This is a genomic window from Archangium sp. (assembly GCF_045802675.1).
GTDB lineage: Bacteria > Myxococcota > Myxococcia > Myxococcales > Myxococcaceae > Archangium.
The window spans coordinates 18779-40990 of the sequence record NZ_JBJMQO010000121.1; the positions used below are offsets into that span (position 1 = coordinate 18779).

The following is a 22212-nucleotide window of genomic DNA, read 5'->3' on the forward strand; positions in this document are numbered from 1 at the left end:
GTGAGCGGAATAACGGGTGGCATTCGCCCGCATGAAGCACTCCCTCACGCGTGGGCGAACCCTGTGGCTCTGTCTGGTGCTGGTGAGCTCCCTCCCAGCCCGGGCCGCGTCCCACCCCAGCCTCTTCTTCGCGGCCAGCGAGGTCCAGGGCCTGCGCCAGAAGGCCCAGACGTCCCATGCGGCCATCTACCAGCCCCTGCTGAAGGCCACGACGGGCTACCTGGACACGTCCATCGCCCCGTCGGGCCTCGTCACCTGGAAGACGACGGGCAAGACGCTGCAGCTGGACCGCCGCGAGGTGGGCAACCTGCTGGTGCTGTTCTCCTTCGTGGCGCAGCTGTCCACCGACGCCCGCCACCTCGACCTGGCCCGGAGCTGGCTGCTGACGGTGTGCTCGTGGGGAGACCTCGACCTCGACGGCACGCATGACCTCATCCAGGGGCACCTGCTCGGCGGTGCCGCGGTGGCCTACGACCTGGTGGCCCCGAAGCTCTCCGCCGCCGAGGCCTCGCGCGTCCGCGCCGTCCTCCAGCAGAACGCCAACGCCCTGACGCAGACCTCCAAGGGCGGCGAGTGGTGGGCCGACGAGTACCTGCAGAACCACAACTGGGTGAACCATGCCGCCATCGGGCTCGCGGCGCTGGCCACCCGGGGCGAGCTGCCCGACAGCACCACCCAGCCCTGGCTGGACCTGGCCACCCGCAACGCGCTCAAGGTGCAGCAGGTGATGGGCCTGGAGACGGACGGCCTCTGGCACGAGGGCTTCGCCTACGTGCTGTACGGGCTGAGCTGGTACCTGCCCTTCGTCAGCGCGCTCGAGCGGACCACCGGCGCCGACGTGGGCGACCTGGGCCTGGTGCGGGCGATGCCCCGGGCCGTCGCCGCCACCTACCTCCCCGAGCGGCCGAGCCACTCCGTGCTGCTGCACGGCAACTTCTACGGCTTCAGCCCGGACATGGGGTTGATGCCCCTGCGCTACGCGGCGAAGCGCTACCGCGACCCGGTGGCCCAGGGCATGGCGGACACGTGGATGCGCGGCACGCCCTCCAACACCTGGGCCCCCGAGCTCAACCACCGCGTCTTCGAGTTCCTCTACTACGACGAGACCCTGGGCTCCGCGGACGTGCGCGCCCTGCCCCTGGACTGGTACGGCGACAGCCAGCAGGCGGCGGTGTTCCGCAGCGGTTGGGACAAGGGCTCGCTGCTCTTCGCGCTCAAGAATGGCCCCTACGGCGGCATGGCCGGGTGGCAGTGGCTCAAGAGCGGCATGGAGCCGCGCGGCACCCTCAACTTCGCCCACGACCACGCCGACGACAACGGCTTCTACCTCTACGGCAATGGCTCGTGGCTCGCGCCCGAGGCGGCCGGTTACTACATCGGCCACACGGGCTCGCCGGGGCCCTCGGCCAACCAGACCGTCTTCCACAACTCGCTGACCATCGACGGCACGGGCCAGCTCGGCGAGGGCGTGCGCGACAAGAGCGACTCCGCCGCCAATTACAGCTGGTACCTCGGCCGCAAGGGCGGCATCCCCTTCTTCGGCTCCAGCGACCATTTCGGCTACGCCCTCGGCGACGGCTCCTCGCTCTACGCCTCCACCCTCGGGCTGCGCCGCTGGGACCGCCATGCCCTCTTCCTGGACCGCAAGTGGGTGGTGCTGCGCGACGTGGTGCAGGCCTCGAAGTCCCACGTCTACCGCTGGTCCTGCCACTTCATGAACGGCGCCACCCGCGAGAGCTCCTGGCTCCACGGGCGCGGCGAGAACGGCCAGGCGCTCGGGGTCGCCGTGGTGGCCCCCCCGTCCTTCGACGCCACCTTCACCGAGCAGCGCCCCGTCAACATCCAGAAGCTCAACGCCGCCGGCCTCGCCGTCAACGCCGAGGTGAAGCCCACCAGCGCCTCGGCCAACGTCACCTTCCTCACCGCCCTGGTGCCGGCGCAGGAGTCCACGTGGGCCTCGCGTCCGGTGGTGAAGCCGCTCGATGCCAACGTGCCCGACGCCGGGCTCAAGCTGACCGAGGGCACCTCCACCGTCTACGCCCTCTTCAACGACCTGCCCGAGCAGAACCGGAGCGCGAGTGGCCTGCGGCTGGCGGGGCTCGCGGGCGTCATCCGCTACGAGGGCTCCTCGCCCACCCGCGCCCTGCTCGTCCGGGGCACGAGCCTCGACGATGCCTCGCGCACGCTCATCAGCCAGGCGGACCCCACGCGAGTCCTGGAGGCCGACGGGCTCTCCTCCGACACGCTGCGGCTGTCCGGAAACGTCACCGGCTCGCCCCGCGTCTACGCGCCCCGCGCCACCCGCGTGGTGTGGAACGGCGTGGACGTCCCCTTCCACCGCGACGGCGACGCCATCGTGGTGGGCACCACCGACAACGTGCCCGCGCCCTCCACCGGCACCGAGTCCCCGGACTCCACCGGAACCCCGCCTCCCATCGACTCCCAGTCTCCCCTCGGCGACGAGCCCTCGGAGGGCCCCGGCTCGTCGATGCCTCCGCCCCTCGAGAGGCCGGAAACCGGCACCTCCGCGCCCGGCCTCCTCCGGCCCGGGGAGCTGTCGTGTGACGCGGGCGGCGGACAGCTCGTGCTCGCCGGGAGCCTGCTCACCCTGTGCGGAGCGCTGGCCCGTGCCCGGCGCCGGCCCTCGCGCAACCGGGCCTCGGACACCGGGCGGCCCTGACGCCTCCCTCGTCCGTCGGATACGGAGCACTCGCGGCGTCAGGTGAGAGGGCTCCGTACAATAAGTCGCGAAAGCCCGAGCTGCGGCGCTTCACGCACCTACCCGGCATTCCTAGTTTCCGCTCCGCGTCATCTGGGGGCGCGAGGGCGCCGGGGAGAGCGGGCATGGACGAGCAGGAAATCCTGGACGGACGGTTCGAGGCGGAGAGGGAGGAAGCGCCCCCGGTGCTGGCCTTGGTCCCAGAGGCGGTGGAGCGCCGCCGGGCGCCCCGGAACGAGCCCCTGCCCGGATTCGAGGAGGAGCTCTTCTCCTCGGAGCTTCCTCCCGAGGCGCTGGCCCGCTGGGCCTCCGAGTCGGACTTCTTCGATCAGGTGGCGGAGAAGCAGACGGCCCTGCCGTTGGATGCGCTCACGCTCGAGCGCTACCAGGCCACGCGGCGGCCGTGGTTCAACAAGGAGTTCCGCTTCCGGGTGATGGGCGACTTGCGCGGCAAGCGCGTGCTGGACGTGGGCTGCGGCGATGGCAGCAACGCCATGCTGATGGCCCGCTTCGGCGCCCGGGTGACGGGCCTCGACATCTCGCCCCGCTCCATCGAGCTGTGCAAGCGCCGCGCGGAGCTCGACGGTGTCGCGGAGTCCACCCGCTTCATCTGCTCCCCGCTGGAGACGGCGGATCTGCTCGAGGGCTCCTTCGACATCATCTGGGGAGACGGCGTGCTGCATCACCTCATCCCCGAGCTGGACGGGGTGATGCGCAAGCTCGTGAGCTGCGCCAGGCCCGGGGCCCTCTTCGTGTTCTCCGAGCCGGTGTGCCTCTCGCCGTTGATGCGCAAGCTGCGCAAGCGCCTCCCCATCCACACGGATGCCACGCCCAACGAGCGGCCGCTCGAGCGGGCCGAGCTGGCCCTCATCCAGCGTTACCTGCCCCAGCTGGAGCTGCGCTGGTTCAGCTTCCTGTCCCGGATGGATCGCTTCTTCCTGCGCGACAACAACTTCGAGCGCTCCTCGAAACCGCGCCGGCTGGTCGCGGACGTGCTCGGGTGCACCGACCGGGCGCTCCTCTCGGTGCCCGGGCTGCAGCTGCTCGGGGGCATGTGCGTGATGTACGGGCACCTTCCCGAGCAGGGCTGAGCACTCGTAGTCGACTACGAGTGATGCAGCACACAGCCCCACATCACTCGTAGTCGACTACGAGTGAGCGGAGGAAGCGGCGTCAGCCCTGGAGCTTGATGTTCTTGAGCGCCGCGAGGCGCGGGTCCACGAACTTCGTTTCGCAGCCGCACTGCTTGTCGTTGAGGTTCTGGCCGCAGTTCGTGCACAGCCCGCCGCAGTCCTCGCGGCACACGGCGCTCATCGGCAGGGCCAGCAGCAGCTGCTCCCGGACGATCGGCTCGAGGTCGATCACCTTGCCGTCGAACACCTCCTCGTCCGTGGCATCCATCGCGAACGAGCCACCGCTCTCGCCGTGGCCCCGGTCCTTCTCCTCCAGCTCCTCCTCGTCGAGCACGCCCTCGCCGCGGACGAGCGACTCGGGCACGAGGTTGATGGTGAAGGACACGGGCAGTTCCAGCTTCGCCTCGGTGAGGCAGCGCTTGCAGTCGGCCACCACGCGCGAGGTGAACTTGCCCGAGAGCAGCACGCCGCCGCTCACCTTGCGAAAGTCCGCGGAGACCTTCAGGGGCTCGGTCGCCCGGAAGCCAGAGCCCTCGAGCGTGGCTCCGAGCAGCTCCAGGTTCATCTGCTCATCGACGTGGAGCCCCGCGTCGCGAATTTGGTCAATCTTTACGAGCATCTACTGACTTCCTATCCAAAAAGGGGCGCGCATCATGGGGAGGGTCCCCCCCGCAGTCAACGCGCCAGAACCTCAATAGATGTCACCGGGCCGTGGCCGTTGCGCGGCCGTCCACGAGCTAGAGGGGTGCCTGCCCGTCTGCTAGGGTGCCCGCCAATGTCCGTCCGGCCGCATCGCATGGTGGCGAGTCTCGTGGTGGCGAGCCTGCTGTCCCCCGGCGCCTCGCTCGCCCGGCCCCTCTTCCCGCGTCCCCTCCTCTTCCAGGTGGCCCCGGCCCGTCCGGAGATCGCCCGCGCGCAGCAGCAGATAGAGGACGGCGAGTTCGAGGAGGCCGTGAAGACGTTGGAGGCCGGGCTCGACGCGCCGGACGTCACGGATGATCAGCTCGTGGAGCTCTACCGCCTGCTCGGGCTCACCTCGCTGTACCTGGGCGACGAGGCACGGGCACGCGAGGCCTACGAGATGCTGCTGCAGGCCCGGCCCGACTACGAGCTGCCGCGCACCGCGCCTCCGAAAATCCGCCAGCTCTACGCGCGCATCAAGGAGGACATCAAAAGCCGCCGCGTGCGGCCCGTGACGCTCCAGGTGGAGCCGCTGCCGGACACCCGGGGCGGCGAGCCGGCGAGGGCCGAAGCGCGCATCCGGGACATGGCGCTCGGGGCGCGGGCGCGGCTCTTCTACCGGCGCGCGGGTGCCCAGGCCTACAGCTCGGTGGACTTCGCGCGCGAGCGCACGGACAAGGAGCGCTACAGCGCCACCATCCCCGCCTACGAGCTGCCCGCGGGCGCCTCGGCCTACGAGGTGGAGTACTACTTCGAGGTGACGGACGCGGCGCAGCGGCGGCTGGCCGGACGGGGCGATGCCTTCACGCCGCTCGTCTTCCAGGTGGCCCCCGAGAAGGGCGAGGTGGCCACGTCCAGCGAGCGCCCCTGGTACAAGAGCCCGTGGCTCTGGGTGGCGGTGGGCGCGGTGGCCGTGGGAGGCACCGCGGGCGCCGTCGTCTACGCCACCTCCGACGAGCGGGGCCGCGTCCCCATCACCATCCGCGTCAATCCATGACTCCGCGCACTTCCCTCCTCGTCCTGCTGGGCGCCACCCTCGCCGCCGGTTGCGGGGCCGAGCCCTCTTCGTCCGGAACCCGCCTCGGGCTGGACGTGCTCATCGATCGCGCCGTGGCCGATGAGCTGGGCGCCTTCCAGGTGGTGGTGCTGCCGGAGGGCCAGTCGCGCGTGTGCGCCGAGCTACAGCGCACCTGCCTCAACCAGCAGGTGAAGGCGGACGAGCCGCTCCTCCTCCAGGGCCCGGACGGCAAGAAGGCGCGCGCGCTGCGCTTCGAGGCGGGGCTGTCGGGTGGGGCGGGTGGCTCGCAGGAGCTGGCCGTGGACATCCCGGTGGGCCGCGACTACGTCGTCATCATCGAGGCGCTCTCGCGCTCCAGCCCGCCGCGCTTCCTGGGCAGCTCCTGCAACTACCTCGAGTCCGTCAGCGCCAGCCGCAACGACGCGCTCATCGCCGCCCCCATCACCCTCACGGGTGGCGAGTGCGATCCGACGTTCGCCCCCTGAACGCAGGGCGGCCGGGCGGGCCTTGTCACCCAGGCGTCACGTGCTCGTCATTCAGCCGCCATGGGCGATCTGCTACGCCAGCGGTGTGAAACCGGGGGGCGCGGAGGACTGATGGCACGCATCCTGATCATCGAGGACGAGCAGGACCTGTCCGGACTGGTGGAGTACAACCTCCGGGCGGCGGGATTCGAGGCGGAGGCCGCGGGCACGGGCGCGAGCGGGCTGGCCCGGGCGCGCGCCCAGGTGCCGGACCTCATCCTGTTGGACCTGATGCTGCCGGACCTGGCGGGCAGCGAGGTGTTGCGCATGCTCAAGAGCGACACCGAGCTGCGCAAGGTGCCCGTCATCATCGTGAGCGCCAAGGGCCAGGAGTCGGACCGCATCCAGGGCCTGGAGCTGGGCGCGGACGACTACGTGGTGAAGCCCTTCTCGGTGCGCGAGCTGCTGCTGCGGGTCAAGGCGGTGCTGCGGCGCTCGGACGCGGAGGAGGGCCCGGCGGCCGTGCTGGCCTCCGGGGACATCCAGCTCGACACCTCGCGCCACCAGGTGCGGGTGAAGGGCCAGGAGGTGGTGCTCACCGCGCTGGAGTTCCGCCTGCTGCGCACGCTGCTGGAGCGCTCGGATCGCGTGCAGACGCGCGAGGTGCTCCTCTCCGACGTCTGGGGCATCCAGGCGGAAATCCACACCCGCACGGTGGACACGCACATCAAGCGCCTGCGCGAGAAGCTCGGCCCCGCGGGCGACATCATCGAGACGGTGCGCGGCGTGGGCTACAAGCTCAGCCCCGCGTAACCCCCAGCCTCCCCTTCCATGCCGCTGCCCCTGCGCCTCTTCCTGGTTCCGCTGCTCGCCCCCGCGCTCGCGGCGCTCGTCCTCTTCCTGCTGCTGGGCTGGAGGATGGACGCCGTCTTCGTGTCGCTCGCCACCCTCACCGGCTCCGCGCTGACGCAGCTGGCGGCCCGGGATGCGCTCAAGCGGCAGCTGCTCACGCTCGCCCGTCAGGTGCGCACCCGCGCCGAGGGCAATGCCCCGGGCACCCGGGAGGACGAGAAGGACCGGCTCGAGGAGGTGGCCAACCTCCAGGGCGCCATCGACTCGCTGCACCAGCAGCTCTCCGCGCGCAACGCCGGCCTCAACCAGGAGGCGCGCACCCTCACCGCCGTGCTGGACGGCATGGCCGAGGGCCTCTGGGTGACGGACGCCGAGGGCACCGTGGTGCACCACAACGACGCCCTGCGCGACATGCTGCGGACGACGGGGCCCATCATCGGCCAGCGGCCCCTGGCCCTCCTGCGCAACGACGCGCTCAACGAGGCCGTCACCCGCGCCTGCCGCGAGGCTGCCTCCACCCGCCTCGAGCTGACCCTGGAGGGCCTGTTCCCTCGCACGCTCGCCATCCGGGTGACGCCGGTGGGCCGGGACATCCCCGGCAGCGCCGCCGTCTTCCACGACGTCACCGAGCTGCGCCACCTGGAGAAGGTGCGCAAGGACTTCGTCGCCAACGTCTCCCACGAGCTGCGCACCCCCATCACCGCCATCCGCGGCTACGCCGAGACGCTCCAGGGCGGCGCCCTCCAGGACACCGTCATGGCGCCCAAGATGGTGGACATCATCCACCGCCAGTCCGAGCGCCTCTCGGAGCTGGTGGAGGATCTGCTCGAGCTGTCGCGGTTGGAGTCACGCGAAGTGAAGTTGCAGGTGACGGACGTGCCGCTGGCGGTGGCCGCGGCCCGGGCCGCCGAGGTGGTGCGGCACAAGGCCGGGCGCAAGAACATTACGGTCGAGCTGCACGTGCCCACGGGGCTGGTGGGGCGGGGAGACGAGCGGGGGCTGGAGCAGGTGCTGCTCAACCTGCTGGACAACGCGGTGAAGTACACGCCCGAGGGGGGCCGGGTGACGGTGACGGGCGTGCAGGAGGACGGGCGGTGCGTGGTGCACGTGAAGGACACCGGGGTGGGCATCGAGCCCAAGCACCTGGCCCGCATCTTCGAGCGCTTCTACCGGGTGGACAAGGGACGGAGCCGGGACATGGGGGGCACGGGCCTGGGACTGTCCATCGTCAAGCACCTGATGAGCGCCATGGGCGGCGAGGTCCGGGTCGATAGCCAGCCGAACGAGGGCTCCACCTTCACGATTTTCCTTCCAGCGGCGGTGCCCTCGGAGGCGGCGGCGGGTTAGGATGGGCCATCCATGCGGGTTGCCATCCTCGCCGACATTCACGGGAACCTCCCCGCCTGCGAGGCCGTCCTCGAGGACATCGCCCGCGTCGCGCCCGACTACATCGTGGCCGCGGGAGACCTGGCGCTGCGGGGCGCGCACCCGCGCGAGACGGTGGAGCTGCTCTTCGATCGCTGCGATGCGATCCTCATGGGCAACACCGACTGCTACCTGGCGGGCCACTACCTGGGCGGGGCCTACCGCGAGCGGGACCACTGGAAGACGGAGCTGCTCCAGTGGACGAGGGATCAGCTCGGTGAGCCGTGGCTCAAGAAGCTGGGGGCGCTGCCCTTCTCCCAGCGCTACTCGCCGCGGCGGGGGCAGGACCTGTTCGTCTGCCACGCCAACCCGCGCAACCTCGAGGACTCGCTGGACCCGACGCTGGACGAGAACACGGTGCGCCGCTACTTCCAGAACCTGGATGCGGCCGCGTGTGCGTTCGGCCACCTGCACTTCCCCTACCGGCGCCGCGTGGGCCGGCTGCTGATCGCCGACGTGGCGAGCGCCGGCATTCCCCGCGACGGAGACCTGCGCCCCGCCTACGGCGTCTTCACCTTCACGCCCAAGGGCTGGCGGGTGCAGATCCGCCGCGTGCGCTACCCGGTGCGCAAGGCGACCCAGGCGCTCACCGCGCGGCGAGTGCCCGGCGGGCCGCTGCTCATCCACAAGCTCGTCGAGGCGCGCTACCGCCACCACAAGGCGTTGATGGAGGCCGCGCGGCGCCACTCGGGCCTGCCGCCTCCGGGCCCGGTGCTGCGCCCGCCTCCGGGGGCCAACATCCCCCACACGCCGACGCCGCTGGAGCTGCCGGTGGTGGTGCCTCCGTTCCTCAAGCAGGCCGTGGGCGACGAGGGCCACCACGAGCCCACCGAGGACATGCCGCCCCCGCTGTCCTCCGTTCAGGACATGGACGACTGAGCCGGCGACTCAGCGCTTCACCTTGTAACGCAGCCAGAGCAGGTCGCCCTTGCGCTTCTCCACGGAGAGCAGCTTGAGCGTGCGCGCGGGCCCCCTGCCCTCCTTCGCATCGAAGAGCGAGGGAGTGCCGATGGCACCATCCGCCACCGGCGCGATCAGCACGCTCAGCTCGTCGATGAGGTCCGTGGCCAGGAAGGAGCCGTTGATCTTCCCGCCCCCCTCGAGCAGCAGCGTCTTGATTCCGAACTCCTTCCGGAGCTTCTGGAGCACCCGCTTCAGGTTCAGGTCCTTCTTGCCGCCGAAGAGATACGAGACACCCCGGTCCCGGAGGAAGGCCAGGTAGTCATCCGAGACCTGCTCGGTCAGCACCGTGATGACGTGCTCCTCGTCGATGGAGCTCGATTTCCACGTGAGCTTGCCGGACGGGTCGAGCGCGATCGCGTAGGACCCGGCGTCGCGCCTCGCGATGAAGTCCGTGCGCGCGATCGGCTCCCCCTTCTTGCGCGCTGGAACCTTGGACTTGCCGGCATAGGGCTCCATGGAGACCCGGCCGATGATCCACGCCTCGGCGTCGAAAGTCGCGGCCGTGCGTTCGTACTCGGTCAGCAAGGTGCGAGGAATGTCCCAGCCCGAGGTCACGATGCGTCCGTCGACCGAGGGAACCATGTGGCAGATCACATAGGGCCGCTTCGTCGTATCCATCTGTCGTCTCCGCGATGAAAGGCGGCAGGATACGCACGACGCGGGGACGTTGCTTGCCTCTCCTGCGCCAGAAGCCTAGGGACGCGGCCCGAAATGTCGCCTCACCAGATGCCCCTGCTGCTCGTCCGCCACGCCGTGGCCGAGGACGTCCACCCCCTCGGAGACGAGGCCCGCGCCCTCACCGTCGAGGGCCGCGCCGCCTTCCGCACCCACGCGCGCAAGCTGGCGCGTCTCACGCCCATGGCGGGCATCGTCACCAGTCCCCTGCTGCGCGCGGTGCAGACCGCGGAGCTCCTCGCCGAGGCCTTCGGTCTGGGCCGCGTGGAGGTCCACCCCGCCCTGCTGCCCGGCCCCCACGCCCACAAGCACATCCTCCGCCTGGCGCGCGAGCTGGGCGCGGGCTGGATGCTGGTGGGCCACAACCCCTCCCTCTCCCGCGCCGGCGAGCTCGCGCTCGAGCTGGACACCCTGCCCGGCAAGCTGCGCAAGGGCACCGCGCTCGCCCTCCACCCCGAGGGCAAACACTTCTCCTTCGCGTGGATGGCCGCGCCGGGCCGCCCCCTCTTACGCCCCGAGAATTTGCAGTCCGATTAGCAAAAGTCACACAGTTGTCGCAAATAGGTCACCACGGCGCGAACGGTCGGCCCCAGAGTGCGCGGCCGCCATGGCCCACGTCCTCATTGTCGATGACGAGCCCGATCTCGCCCAGCTCATCGACTTCAATCTCCGCGCCGCCGGGTTCTCCACCCGCGTGGCACCCACCGGTGAGTCGGCGATCTCCGCGGCTCGCGAGCAGCGCACGGATGTCGTCCTGCTGGACCTGATGTTGCCGGACATGCCCGGCGTGGAGGTCTGCCGGCAGCTGCGCGCCACCACCGACACCCGTGACGTGCTCATCGTCATGCTCACCGCCCGGGGCGAGGAGGCCGACCGCGTGCGCGGCTTCGAGGTGGGCGCCGACGACTACGTCACCAAGCCCTTCAGCGTGCGCGAGCTCGTCCTGCGCCTCAAGGCCATCCTCCGCCGCAGCGGCCAGGGCCAGGACAGCGCCGCCCCGCTCAAGCTCGGCCCGCTCACGCTCGACGTCTCCGCCCACCGCTTCTACGTGGAGGGCAAGGAGGTGACGCTCACCACGCTCGAGTTCCGCCTGCTCGAGCACCTCCTGGCCCGCGTGGGCCGCGTGCAGTCGCGCGAGCAGCTCCTCGAGCAGGTGTGGGGCCTGTCCAGCAACCTGGAGACGCGCACCATCGACACCCACGTCATGCGCCTGCGCGACAAGCTCGGGCCCGCGCGCGCCTACCTCGAGACGGTGCGCGGCGTGGGCTACCGCATCGTCGAGCCGGGCTCGGCCTGAGCGTCTTTTGCCTGGTTGTCACGTGGCTTCCCTGAAACAGCCACAGACGGTCCGTAGAGGGTGTTCCGCCGCTGTCCGACAGCGGGCGAAAAACACCGGAGCCCCTCTACGTCATGCGCAACCTGATCGCCGCGGTCCTCACCTTCGCTTCTGGCGCAGTCCTGGCCCAGGAGACCCCTCCCGCCGCCCCCGAGACCGCCACCACCACGGGGAGCACCGACGAGCGGGTGACGAACACCGAGGGCAAGGTCGCCTCCATCGAGGAGCAGCTCGCCGAGCTCAAGAGCGCGCTCTCCCCGCTCACGAAGCTGAAGTTCTCCGGCTACATCCAGGGCCGGTACGAGTGGGAGGAGGCGCGCGAGGATGGCACGGGCGGCTTCAGCCGCTTCACCGTGCGCCGTGGCCGCCTCAAGGCCACCTACACGGGAGACATCGCCCAGTTCGTGTTGCAGCTCGACGCGGTGCCCACCGGCGTGACGCTCAAGGACGCCGAGGCCACGCTCTTCATCCCCGGCACCAGGCAGCACATGGCGCTGACGGTGGGCCAGATGAAGTGGCCCTTCGGTTACGAGGTGCCGCAGTCCTCGAGCGACCGCGAGTTCCCCGAGCGTACCCGCGTCGTCCGGGCCTTCCTCCCGGGCGAGCGTGACCGCGGCGTGAAGTACAGCGGCAGCTACAGCGTCTTCCGCCTCAACGCCGGCCTCTACGACGGTACGGGCACCAGCTACCCGGGCTTCACCGGCGTGGACAACGACAAGGAGAAGGACTTCGTCGGCCGCGCGGGCTTCGACCTGAAGTGGCTCTCCGGCGGCATCTCCGGCTGGTACGGCCACACCCTCGTCAAGGGCGCCTCCGACGCCTTCCGCATGGCCCACGAGCGCAGCCGCCTCGGCGCGGACCTGCAGGTGTACCTGGACGTGCTGCCCTTCGGCGCCACCGCCCTCAAGGGTGAGTACATCCGCGGCAAGACGTACGTGAGCGGCACCACCGAGCTGGTGGATCGCGTGGCCAGCGGCTGGTACGCGCTGCTGGTGCAGAACCTCGGCCTCGAGAACGCCGTGGCCATCCGCTACGACTACTTCGACCCGGCCAACGGCATCCCGGATGGCGTGGCGGCCCCCAGCTCGGATCGCCCGGCTGGCACCAATGGCATCGGCACCCTCGGCGCCACGGCCATCCACTACTTCGGCGAGAACCTGAAGGTCTCGCTCACCTACGAGCTGCCCATGACGGGCACCGCCGAGGGCTTCGCCAAGGACCCGCACGACAACCTGCTCACCGTCCAGATGCAGGCCCGCTTCTAGGCCTCGTCCCTACTCTTTCCTCAAGGAGAACCATCATGAAGAACCTCATCGCTTCCCTCGCCGCGGTGCTGCTGCTCGTCCTCCCGGTGGCCGCCCACGCGGGCACCGTCACCGTCAAGGGCTCGGACACCATGGTCATCCTCGGCCAGCGCTGGGCCGAGGAGCTCATGAAGAAGAACCCCTCCATCAAGCTGCAGGTGACGGGCGGCGGCTCGGGCGTCGGCCTCTCCGCGCTCATCAACGGCACCACGGACATCGCCATGTCCAGCCGCCCCATGAAGGACTCCGAGGGCGAGAAGCTGCGCACCCGCTTCAACACCACCGGCACGGAGATCTCCGTGGCCAAGGACGGCGTCACCTTCTACGTCAACGAGAGCAACCCCGTGGACGCCCTGACGATGGACCAGCTCAAGGGCATCTACCTGGGCGACATCACCAACTGGAAGCAGGTGGGCGGCCCGGACGCGCCCATCGTCGTCTACTCGCGTGAGAACTCCTCGGGCACCTACGTGTTCGTGAAGGACAACCTGCTCAACGGCGACGACTACACCTCCACCGCCCAGACGCTGCCCGGCACCGCCGCGGTGGTGAACGCGGTGGCCAAGGAGAAGCACGGCATCGGCTACGGCGGCGCCGCCTACGCCAAGGGCGTCAAGGAGCTGAAGCTCAAGAAGGGCAACGAGGCGCTCGCCCCCAGCGCGGAGAACATCAAGAGCGGCAAGTATCCGCTCTCGCGCGACCTGTACTTCTACCTGCGCAACAAGCCCACCGGCGACGCCAAGGCCTTCATCGACTTCGCCCTGTCCCCCGAGGGCCAGGCCCTGGTCACCAAGGTCGGCTACTTCCCGGTCAAGTAAGGGATTCCCCAGGCGCGAGCGTCACCAGATTGTCACCCAGCCCCGGACACAAGATGGATACACAGACCAGCATGCAGGGTCAGGGGCTCGTGGAAATGACAACGACAGTGGCGCCGCGCCTGTCTTCCGCCGCCCGGCGCAGGCAGCTCCGCGAGAAGGTCATCGCGGGCTTCATCACTGCGGTGGCCTTCACGGGGATCGCCGCACTGGTCCTCATCCTCGTCTTCGTCGCGAAGGAGGCGCTGCAGCTCTTCCTGGACGCCCAGGCGCGGCAGGAGGCGAGCCTCTCCAAGATGTTCCTGCCGCAGGTGGTGCGCGCCAACCGGCCGCCGGCCTTCGTGTGGCAGCCGGTGTCGTCGGTGCCGAAGGTGAGCATGATTCCGCTCTTCATCGGCACGCTGAAGACGACGCTGGTGTCCATGGTGGTGGCGGTGCCGGTGGGGGTGGCCGGCGCGCTCTTCGCCGCCGAGTTCGCCCCGCGGCGGCTGCGCGAAATCCTCAAGCCCACCATCGAGCTGCTGGCCGGTATTCCCTCGGTGGTGCTGGGCTTCTTCGCGCTGATGGTGCTCGCCAGCTTCATGCAGGACACGTTCGGGCTGGGCTCGCGGCTCAACGCGATTGTCGCGGGCCTGGGCCTGGCGCTGGCCATCGTCCCCGTCATCTTCACCGTGGCCGAAGACGCGCTCACCGCGGTGCCGCGCAGCTACCGCGAGGCCTCGCTGGCCCTGGGCGCCACGCCCTGGGAGACGGCCTGGAAGGTGGTGCTCCCGGCGGCCGCCCCCGGAATCCTCGCCGCGTGCGTGCTGGGCTTCGGCCGCGCCATCGGCGAGACGATGATCGTCCTGATGGCCTCGGGCAACGCGGCCATCACGTCCGCGAGCCTGACGGACTCGGTGCGCTCCATGTCCGCCACCATCGCCGCGGAGATGGGCGAGGTGGTGGTGGGCAGCCCGCACTACTCGCTGCTCTTCTTCATCGGCGTGGAGCTGTTCCTCTTCACCTTCGTCCTCAACATGCTGGCCAACGTGTGGACGAAGAAGGTCCTCCAGCGGTTGTCGGGAGCCGGAGCATGAAGCACACCCTGCGCCGGGCCGTGGGCGGAGCGCTCACGTCCCTCACCGGGCTCGCAGCGCTGCTCATCGTGGCGCTCCTGGCCATCATCCTCTTCGATGCCCTGAAGGGCGGGGCCGGGCACGTCACCTGGACCTTCCTCTCCCAGCCGCCCTCGGACGGCATGATGGGCGGCGGCATCTTCCCCGCGCTCTACGGCACCGCGGCGCTCACCCTGCTGATGACGCTGGCGGTGATGCCAGTGGGCGTGCTCACGGCGGTGTACCTGCACGAGTACGCCCCCCCGGGCTCGCTGCTGGCGCGCGCGGTGCGCGTGGCCGTGATCAACCTGGCGGGCGTGCCCTCCATCGTCTTCGGGCTCTTCGGCCTGGGCTTCTTCATCCACTTCGTGGGCGGGAGCATGGACCGGCTGATGGGCTACCAGGAGCTGCACTGGGCCCAGCCGGGCATCCTCTGGGCCTCGCTCACCCTGGCGGTGCTCACCCTGCCCGTCGTCATCGTCGCCACCGAGGAGGCGCTGCGCGCGGTGCCCCTGGACCACCGCACGGCGAGCCTCGCGCTGGGCGCCACCAAATCCCAGACGCTGGCGCGGGTGGTGCTGCCGGGCGCCCTGCCGGGCATCCTCACCGGCGCCGTGCTCGCCATCTCCCGCGGCGCGGGCGAGGTGGCCCCCATCCTCTTCACCGGCGCGGCCTACTTCCTCCCCGACCTGCCCCACACGCTCAACTCCCAGTTCATGCACCTGGGCTACCACACCTACGTGCTCGCCACGCAGTCCCCGGATGTGGAGGCCACCCGGCCCCTGTTGTACGCCACGGTGCTCGTCCTGCTCGCGCTCACCTTCGCCCTCAACCTCGTCGCGGTGCTCATCCGCGCCCGCACCCGCAGGCGCGCCTCCGCGGCCCACTGACACCGAGCCATGTCCCTCTCCCCCGCTGCTACCTCGCGCATCAAGATGGAGGCGCGCGAGCTCTCCCTCCTCTACGGCGCCAAGACGGCCGTGAAGGCGGTGAGCCTCGCCCTGCCCGAGCACCAGGTGACGGCCCTCATCGGCCCCTCCGGCTGCGGCAAGTCCACCTTCCTGCGCTCGCTCAACCGGATGAACGATCTCATCCCGGGCGCCAGCCACCAGGGCACCGTGCTGCTGGACGGCGTGAGCATCCATGACCGGGGCCTGGACGTGGTGGACCTGCGCCGCCGCGTGGGCATGGTCTTCCAGAAGTCCAACCCCTTCCCCAAGTCCATCTTCGAGAACGTGGCCTACGGCCTGCGCGTGGGCGGGCTGAAGGACAAGACGGAGCTGGCCTCGCGCGTGGAGAAATCGCTGCGGGACGCGGCCCTCTGGGACGAGGTGAAGGACAGGCTCAACGACAGCGCCCTGAGCCTGTCCGGCGGCCAGCAGCAGCGCCTGTGCATCGCGCGCGCCCTCGCCGTGGAGCCCGAGGTGCTCCTCATGGACGAGCCCGCCAGCGCGCTGGATCCCATCGCCACCGCGAAGATCGAGGAGCTCATCCACGAGCTCAAGGTGCGCTACACCATCGCCATCGTCACCCACAACATGCAGCAGGCGGCCCGGGTGAGCGACCGGACGGCTTTCTTCTACATGGGCGAATTGGTGGAATGCGGTCCCACCGAGCAGATCTTCACCAACCCGCGCGAGCGGCGGACCGAAGACTACGTCACCGGGAAGTTCGGGTAGGCGCGAGGGAGAGCGGGCACATGCCGTCGACACATACGGACAAGGCTTTCGAACAGGACCTGAGAGGTTTGCGCGAGAAGCTGCTGGCCATGGGCGCCAAGGTGGAGGCCCACATCGCCGACAGCGTGCGCGCCCTCACCGAGCGGGACTCCGCGCTCGCCAACCGCGTCGTCCAGGCGGACCAGGAGGTCAACCGCCTCGAGGTGCAGATCGACGAGACGTGCCGCCGCATCCTCGCGCTGCGCCAGCCGGCCGCCAGCGACTTGCGCCTCATCACCACAGCGCTGAAGATCGTCACCGACCTGGAGCGCATCGGCGACCTGGCGGTGAACATCGCCGAGCGCGTGAAGGACCTCAACGAGGCTCCTCCCCTCAAGCCCTACGTGGACACGCCGCGGCTGGCCGAGCTGGCCCAGTTGCAGGTGAAGAAGGCGCTGGATGCCTTCGTCTCCTCGGACGCGGCGAAGGCCGACGAGGTGCTCAAGGCGGATGAGCACCTGGACTCCCTCTACCTGAAGATTTTCAACGAGCTGCTCGGCTACATGATGGAGGACTCGAAGAACATCCGCCGCGCCACGGCGTTGATGTTCATCGCCAAGCACCTCGAGCGCATTGGCGACCACGCCACCAACGTGGCGGAGATGGTCATCTACATGGTGCGCGGCACCGACATCCGCCACCCGCGCAGCCGCAACCTGCCGAGCGCATCCTGAGCAACCAGGCAGGTTGGCTGCCCCGAACCGCCGCCTCGAGTTTTCCCCTGCGACACAGGGCCTTCAGATTCTCGTAACATGAGCCTCGTAAGGTTTCGGACAGGACGCGCGATGAACGCGCCTCTCTGTCCGGGAGACCGCCGGTGCCCATGCCCACCACCCACGCGCTCAGCCTCACCCTGTTCGCCGCCGCCGTCGTTGGAGTCTTCGCCCTGGGCCTGCAGCTCTTCTTCGTGCTGCGCTACCGTTGGAGCACCTCCGGAATCCGGGCGAGCGGCGCCGGCTCCCAGCCCACCCCGGGCATCTCCATCCTCAAGCCCCTGTGCGGCGTGGATGACGAGCTCGAGGCCAACCTGGAGTGGTTCGCCACGCTCGACTACCCGCGTTACGAGGTGGTGCTCGGGGTGAAGGAGACGCAGGACCCGGCCTACGCGGTGGCGGTGGCGGCGGTGGCGCGCTGGCCGCACGTCATGCGGCTGGTGCTGCAGAACGGCGAGCCCGGCCTCAACCCCAAGGTGAACCAGCTCATCACCCTGGCCGGCGCGGCCCGCTACGAGCTGCTGCTCATCAGCGACTCCAACACGCGCGCCGGGGCGGACTACCTGGAGGAGCTCGCCCGCACCTTCGAGGACCCCACGGTGGGCTGCATCTCGCACCCCATCGCCGGCATCGGTGAGCGCACGCTGGGCTCGTTGATGGACAACCTGTACCAGAGCACCTCGGCGGGCGCGGGGCAGATCGCCGCCAAGCAGGCCGCGGATCAGGACATCGTCGTGGGCAAGTCCATGGCGCTGCGCCGCGAGGACCTGGAGTCGCTGGGCGGCTTCTACTCGGTGCGCAACGTGCTCGCGGAGGACTACGTCATCGGCCGGTGGGTGACGCGGCGGCTCGGCAAGCGGGCCGTGGTGGCGCGCTCGCCCGTCTACAACGTGTCGCGTCAGAAGAGCGTCTCCGCCTTCTTCAAGCGCTACGTGCGCTGGAGCATCATCCACCACACCTGCATCCCCACGCCGGTGTACCTGGCGCAGTCGCTGCTCAACCCGCTGCCGTGGGCGCTGCTCGGCGCGCTGCTGTCTCCCTCCGTCCTGGCGCTGTGCGTCGTGGGCGGGGTGGCGCTGGTGAAGCTCGTTCACGACGTGACGGTGTTCCACCTGTCCCGGCCCGGACAGCCCACGCCGTGGACGGTGCTGCCCGCGGTGCTGCTCAAGGACGCGCTGCTCTTCGTGGCGTGGACGAATGGACTCTTCGCCCGCACGCTGGACTGGCGCGGCACCACGCTGCGCGTCCTGCCCGGCTCCCGGCTCGTGCCGGCCACCCCGTCCTCTCCGCCCGCGGGAATGTCCACGAGCGAGCCCGAGCGCACAGAAGAGCTGCTCGCTGGCTGACCGTTCACCGGCATGTCACCGGGCTCTTTCACAGGAATTACCCGGAGGTCATGGCCGCGTTTCGGTGAGTGAGTACTTGAAGTGCACCATGCTCATCCGAAAGCTGGCGCACCTGTCGGACCTGCATCTGGACCTCACCCGCGAGAGCGACGCCACGGCCACCGCTCTCGTGCAGACCCTCCTCGCCGAGCGCGTGGACCACGTGGTGGTGACGGGAGATTTGACGCACCAGGGCAGTCAGCTCGAGTACCAACACTTCCGTCAGCTCTTCGCGCCCCTGTTGGATGCCGGACGGCTCACCTTCATCCCCGGCAACCATGACCGCACCGGCGAGGACGCCGGCAGCCAGTGGATGGAGGGCCGCAAGGTGCGGGTGGAGCACCACGAGGGCCTCTACCTGGTGTGCGTGGACTCCACGGGCCCGCACAACCGCAACTACTTCGCCTGCCACGGCGAGCTGAGCCAGGCGGTGGTGGACGAGGTGGACGCGGCCCTGAGCGCCGCTCCGACGGGCGCGCTCACCGCGGTGCTGGTGCACCACCACGTGCTGCCCCTGCCCGAGGAAAGTTTCCCCGAGCGCTTCGCCACGCGCATGGGCTGGCCGCACGCCTCGGAGCTCGCGCTGGGCGCCGAGCTGGTGCGCCGCGTCCAGGGGCGGTGCGATCTCATCCTCCACGGCCACCGCCACATGCCGCGCGAATTCAACCTGGGCTCCTTCCAGGGCCGCGGGCTGCGCATCTACAACTCGGGCAGCTCCATCGAGCTCGGCGGCTTCCGCCTCTTCCAGCACGCCGCGGGACGCCTGGTGGGTGAGCCAGAGTGGCAGCAGACGGCCCTGCCCCCGGCCCCCAAGCGCTCCGCCCCCAACGTCATGCCCGCCCTCCAGTACCTCGCCAGCCAGCTGGCCATGTCGCTCTTCTGAGCGGGCCGCCCCCTCCCCCGCCCTCCAGCCGGCCTTGTTCCCCGGGTGAATGCCGCGCCGCTCACGGTGGGTTGTCCTCTCGTACAAGGAGGACTCTTGGGGCGAAGGGCATCCGACGAAGACGGACGCAAGGTGCTGGTCGTCGACGACGACGCGGATTGGAGGGAATTCCTCAAGCTGTGTCTGGAGGACCTGGGCTACGAGGCCATCGAGGCCGCCAATGGCCAGGAGGCCCTCGACTCGCTGGCGCAGCGGAATTACGGCGTGATGCTCCTGGACCTGAACATGCCGGGCATGAGTGGCTTCGAGGTGCTCGAGCGGATGCCTCGCAACGGGACGCCTCCCCGCGTGGTGTTCCTCACCGCCGCGGCGGCCCAGGACGTGGGCGGCGCGCTGCGCACCGGTCCCCACTACTACCTGCCCAAGGGCGCCAGCAGGGATCAGCTCTCGCTCCTGCTCCAATCCCTGCACACATGAGGCGCCCGCGTTGCTAAGACGATGACCGGAGGAGAGCGGCCATCGCGACGGAATTCGTCATCATCCTGCTGTTGATCCTGGCCAACGGAGTCTTCTCCGGGGCCGAGCTCGCGCTGCTGTCGGTGCGCAAGACGCGCCTGCGGGAGTTGCTCGAGGAGGGCAACCGCTCCGCCCGCGCCGTGCAGGCACTGCGCGACGACCCCGAGCGCTTCCTCGCCACCGTGCAGATCGGCATCACCGTGGTGGGCGCCACCGCGGCGGCCTTCGGCGGCGCCTCCATCGCCCAGCGGCTCGTGGGGCCCCTCACCCGGCTGGGCCTGGAGGCCGTGCTCGCCCAGCAGCTCGCCTTCGCGGGCGTGGTGGGGCTCGTGTCCTATCTCTCCCTCGTGCTGGGCGAGCTGGTGCCCAAGTCGCTCGCCCTGCGCTACTCCGAGGGCTATGCGCTCTTCATCGCCCGTCCCCTGAAAGGCATTGCCTGGCTGATACAGCCGCTGGTCTGGTTCCTCACCGCCAGCTCCAACGTCCTGCTGCGCTTCTTCGGGGACCGGACCACCTTCACCGAGTCGCGTCTGTCCCCGGACGAGCTGCAGCAGCTGGTGGAGGAGGCGGCGAAGGCGGGCACGTTGGATCCGAGGGCCGGGGAGATCGCCTCGCGGGCCTTCGAGATGGCCAACCTCCCCCTGTCCGCGGTGATGGTGCCGCGCAGCCGCATGGTGGCGCTGCGCCGGCACGCGAGCGCCGAGGAAATCAAACAGGTGCTGCTGGAGCACGGGCACTCGCGGATGCCGGTGTACGAGGGGACGATCGACAACATCGCCGGCTACATCATCGCGAAGGACTTGCTGGGGGTGGCCTGGGAGGGCGCGCTCATCGTGCTGGAGGACGTGATGCGGCCGGCCTGGTTCGCCTTCGAGTCCATGCGGGCCATCGACGCGATGAAGGAGCTGCAGCGGCGGCGCATGCAGCTGGCCATCGTCGTGGACGAGCGCGGAGGCGTGGCGGGGCTGGTGACGGTGGAGGACCTGGTCGAGGAGCTGGTGGGGGACATCGCCAGCGAGCTCGAGAAGACCGAGGAGCTCATCCGGCGCGAGGGCCCCACCACGGCGGTGGTGCAGGGCACGGCGGCCATCCGCGACGTGAACCGCGCGCTGGGCCTGGAGCTGGAGGAAGGCCAGGGCTGGTCCACAATGGGCGGCCTGTGCGCGGTGAAGGCCGGCTCCATCCCCCAGAAGGGCACGAAGCTCACCCTGGAGGACGGCACGGTGCTGGAGGTGCTGGACGCGAGCCCTCGCCGGGTGCGCTCCGTGCGCATCCACCTGCCGCAGCAGGGAAAAGCCACGGAGCGCTGAGACGGCGGAGGATGGCTCAGCCGCGCTGCAGGACCCGGCCCAACCGTGCCACGCCCTCTTCGATGCGGGCCGGCTCGCAGTTGGAGAAGTTGAGCCGCATGCCGTTCGCCGCCGAGCGCCCACCGGGCACCGAGAAGGCCTGGCCGGGCAGGTAGGCCACCTTCTCCAGCTCCAGCGACTTCGCCAGCAGCTTCAGGGTGTCCGCGCCCTCGGGCAGCTCCACCCAGACGAACATGCCCGCCGAGGGCCGCGCCCACACCGTCCCGCGAGGCATGTGGGCCTCGAGCGCGCGCAGCATCGCGTCCCGGCGCTCGCGGTACGCGCCCCGCAGCCGCTCCAGGTGCGTCTCGAACTGACCGGACGCCAGGAAGGCGTTGATCATCCGCATGGTGAAGGTGGTGGTGTCGATGTCGCTCGACTCCTTCATCGTGGCCAGCCGCGGAATCATCTCCCTCGGCACCACCAGCCACCCCACCCGCAGCGCCGGGGCGAGGATCTTCGAGAAGGAGCCCACGTAGAACACCCACCGGTCCTCATGGCCCCGGATGGGAGCGAGCGACTGCTCCTCGTACTGGAGGAAGCCGTAGGCGTCGTCCTCGATGATGGGCATGCGGTACTCGCGCGCCAGCGCCGCCAGCCGCTCGCGCTGCCGCTGGGCCAGGCTCACCCCGAGCGGGTTGTGCGCATCGCTCATCGCGTAGAGGAAGGCCGGCTTCTCACCCGCGCGCAGCCGCTCCTCCACCGCGTCCACGTCGATGCCCGTGCGCGGATCCGTGCGCACCACCACCCGCCGCGGCTGGAAGGGCTCCAACACCTGCTGGAAACCCGAGTAGATGCGATCCTCCATCATCACCGGCTGGCCGGGCTCCAACATCAGCCGCGCCAGCAGGCTCATGCCCTGCTGTCCACCGGTGGTGAGGAAGATCTGATCCGGCTCACAGCGCACGCCCCGGCGGGCCATCAACGCCACCACCTGCTCGCGCAGCGGCAGGAGCGAGGCGCCGTACTGGAGCGCCGAGGCCTGATCCGCCAGCACGCGGGCCGCGGCCTCCGCCATTCCCTGGGTGGGGAACAGCTCGGCCGCCGGAAGTCCCAACGCCAGCGAGAGGATGCCGGGCTTCGTGATGTTCTGCAGCATGTCCTGAATGGCCGACGGCTGCAGCTGCCGGGCCCAGGAAGCGAGGGGTAGTTCCATGGGAGTCATCATA

The 22212-nt window shown here is 69.8% G+C and carries 22 protein-coding genes; 19 read left to right on the forward strand and 3 right to left on the reverse strand.

The genetic code is table 11. The features are described from left to right. Window positions 1-31 precede the first annotated feature (31 nt). Window positions 32-2680: a DUF4962 domain-containing protein gene (locus tag ACJ8AN_RS33490; RefSeq protein ID WP_407759621.1), complete on the forward strand. Its 2649-nt coding sequence runs from the start codon at window positions 32-34 to the stop codon at window positions 2678-2680. A 164-nt stretch (window positions 2681-2844) separates the two neighbouring features. Continuing rightward, on the forward strand, window positions 2845-3810 hold the full coding sequence (locus tag ACJ8AN_RS33495; RefSeq protein WP_407759622.1) for a methyltransferase domain-containing protein: 966 nt from the start codon (window positions 2845-2847) through the stop codon (window positions 3808-3810). Between the two features lie 82 nt (window positions 3811-3892). On the opposite strand, the gene ACJ8AN_RS33500 is transcribed toward ACJ8AN_RS33495, so the two are convergent. Beyond that, complete coding sequence (locus tag ACJ8AN_RS33500; RefSeq protein ID WP_407759623.1) at window positions 3893-4471, reverse strand: YceD family protein; 579 nt, start codon at window positions 4469-4471, stop codon at window positions 3893-3895. Window positions 4472-4627: 156 nt separating this feature from the next. Here ACJ8AN_RS33500 and ACJ8AN_RS33505 point away from each other — a divergent pair, with 156 nt between their 5' ends. The 5 genes from ACJ8AN_RS33505 (at window position 4628) to ACJ8AN_RS33525 (ending at window position 9171) form a co-directional block, all read left to right on the forward strand. Beyond that, complete coding sequence (locus ACJ8AN_RS33505; protein ID WP_407759624.1) at window positions 4628-5530, forward strand: hypothetical protein; 903 nt, start codon at window positions 4628-4630, stop codon at window positions 5528-5530. After that, complete coding sequence (locus ACJ8AN_RS33510; protein WP_407759625.1) at window positions 5527-6036, forward strand: hypothetical protein; 510 nt, start codon at window positions 5527-5529, stop codon at window positions 6034-6036. Before ACJ8AN_RS33505 ends, ACJ8AN_RS33510 begins: the two co-directional genes overlap by 4 nt. A 111-nt stretch (window positions 6037-6147) precedes the next feature. Beyond that, window positions 6148-6828 (forward strand): response regulator, encoded by a 681-nt coding sequence (locus tag ACJ8AN_RS33515; RefSeq protein ID WP_407759626.1) that lies wholly within the window; start codon window positions 6148-6150, stop codon window positions 6826-6828. Window positions 6829-6852: 24 nt separating this feature from the next. After that, entirely contained in the window at window positions 6853-8214 is a 1362-nt protein-coding gene (locus tag ACJ8AN_RS33520; RefSeq protein WP_407759653.1) for a sensor histidine kinase, read from the forward strand. A 12-nt stretch (window positions 8215-8226) separates the two neighbouring features. Further along, window positions 8227-9171 (forward strand): metallophosphoesterase family protein, encoded by a 945-nt coding sequence (locus tag ACJ8AN_RS33525; protein ID WP_407759627.1) that lies wholly within the window; start codon window positions 8227-8229, stop codon window positions 9169-9171. 9 nt (window positions 9172-9180) lie between these two features. Here the strand turns inward: ACJ8AN_RS33525 and ACJ8AN_RS33530 are convergent, their stop codons facing one another. After that, window positions 9181-9873, reverse strand: coding sequence for a RibD family protein (locus tag ACJ8AN_RS33530; RefSeq protein WP_407759628.1), 693 nt, complete (start codon window positions 9871-9873; stop codon window positions 9181-9183). Between the two features lie 93 nt (window positions 9874-9966). On the opposite strand from ACJ8AN_RS33530, the gene ACJ8AN_RS33535 reads away from it, so the two are divergent. From ACJ8AN_RS33535 to ACJ8AN_RS33590, 12 genes are all read left to right on the forward strand, one after another. Next, on the forward strand, window positions 9967-10467 hold the full coding sequence (locus ACJ8AN_RS33535) for a SixA phosphatase family protein (RefSeq protein WP_407759629.1): 501 nt from the start codon (window positions 9967-9969) through the stop codon (window positions 10465-10467). 70 nt (window positions 10468-10537) lie between these two features. Then, window positions 10538-11227 (forward strand): response regulator, encoded by a 690-nt coding sequence (locus ACJ8AN_RS33540; RefSeq protein WP_407759630.1) that lies wholly within the window; start codon window positions 10538-10540, stop codon window positions 11225-11227. 113 nt (window positions 11228-11340) lie between these two features. Further along, window positions 11341-12531, forward strand: a complete 1191-nt coding sequence (locus ACJ8AN_RS33545; protein WP_407759631.1) for a porin — start codon at window positions 11341-11343, stop codon at window positions 12529-12531. A 35-nt stretch (window positions 12532-12566) separates the two neighbouring features. After that, window positions 12567-13388 carry a phosphate ABC transporter substrate-binding protein gene (locus tag ACJ8AN_RS33550; protein ID WP_407759632.1) on the forward strand — a complete coding sequence of 274 codons (822 nt, stop codon included), beginning with the start codon at window positions 12567-12569 and terminating at the stop codon, window positions 13386-13388. A gap of 95 nt (window positions 13389-13483) precedes the next feature. Continuing rightward, complete coding sequence (gene pstC / locus ACJ8AN_RS33555) at window positions 13484-14461, forward strand: phosphate ABC transporter permease subunit PstC (RefSeq protein WP_407759633.1); 978 nt, start codon at window positions 13484-13486, stop codon at window positions 14459-14461. After that, window positions 14458-15369: a phosphate ABC transporter permease PstA gene (pstA, locus tag ACJ8AN_RS33560; protein ID WP_407759634.1), complete on the forward strand. Its 912-nt coding sequence runs from the start codon at window positions 14458-14460 to the stop codon at window positions 15367-15369. Before pstC ends, pstA begins: the two co-directional genes overlap by 4 nt. A 45-nt stretch (window positions 15370-15414) precedes the next feature. Further along, window positions 15415-16158, forward strand: coding sequence for a phosphate ABC transporter ATP-binding protein PstB (gene pstB / locus ACJ8AN_RS33565; RefSeq protein ID WP_407759654.1), 744 nt, complete (start codon window positions 15415-15417; stop codon window positions 16156-16158). Between the two features lie 20 nt (window positions 16159-16178). Continuing rightward, window positions 16179-16871 (forward strand): phosphate signaling complex protein PhoU, encoded by a 693-nt coding sequence (phoU, locus tag ACJ8AN_RS33570; RefSeq protein WP_407759635.1) that lies wholly within the window; start codon window positions 16179-16181, stop codon window positions 16869-16871. 149 nt (window positions 16872-17020) lie between these two features. Continuing rightward, the gene (locus tag ACJ8AN_RS33575; RefSeq protein WP_407759636.1) at window positions 17021-18256 is read left to right on the forward strand and encodes a glycosyltransferase; all 1236 of its coding nucleotides are present in this window, start codon (window positions 17021-17023) and stop codon (window positions 18254-18256) included. Window positions 18257-18344: 88 nt separating this feature from the next. Then, window positions 18345-19178, forward strand: coding sequence for a metallophosphoesterase family protein (locus ACJ8AN_RS33580; protein WP_407759637.1), 834 nt, complete (start codon window positions 18345-18347; stop codon window positions 19176-19178). Between the two features lie 96 nt (window positions 19179-19274). Further along, the gene (locus ACJ8AN_RS33585; protein WP_407759638.1) at window positions 19275-19655 is read left to right on the forward strand and encodes a response regulator; all 381 of its coding nucleotides are present in this window, start codon (window positions 19275-19277) and stop codon (window positions 19653-19655) included. 68 nt (window positions 19656-19723) lie between these two features. Beyond that, the gene (locus ACJ8AN_RS33590; RefSeq protein WP_407759655.1) at window positions 19724-21004 is read left to right on the forward strand and encodes a hemolysin family protein; all 1281 of its coding nucleotides are present in this window, start codon (window positions 19724-19726) and stop codon (window positions 21002-21004) included. A gap of 16 nt (window positions 21005-21020) precedes the next feature. Here the strand turns inward: ACJ8AN_RS33590 and ACJ8AN_RS33595 are convergent, their stop codons facing one another. After that, window positions 21021-22199, reverse strand: coding sequence for a PLP-dependent aminotransferase family protein (locus ACJ8AN_RS33595; protein ID WP_407759639.1), 1179 nt, complete (start codon window positions 22197-22199; stop codon window positions 21021-21023). Window positions 22200-22212 lie beyond the last annotated feature (13 nt).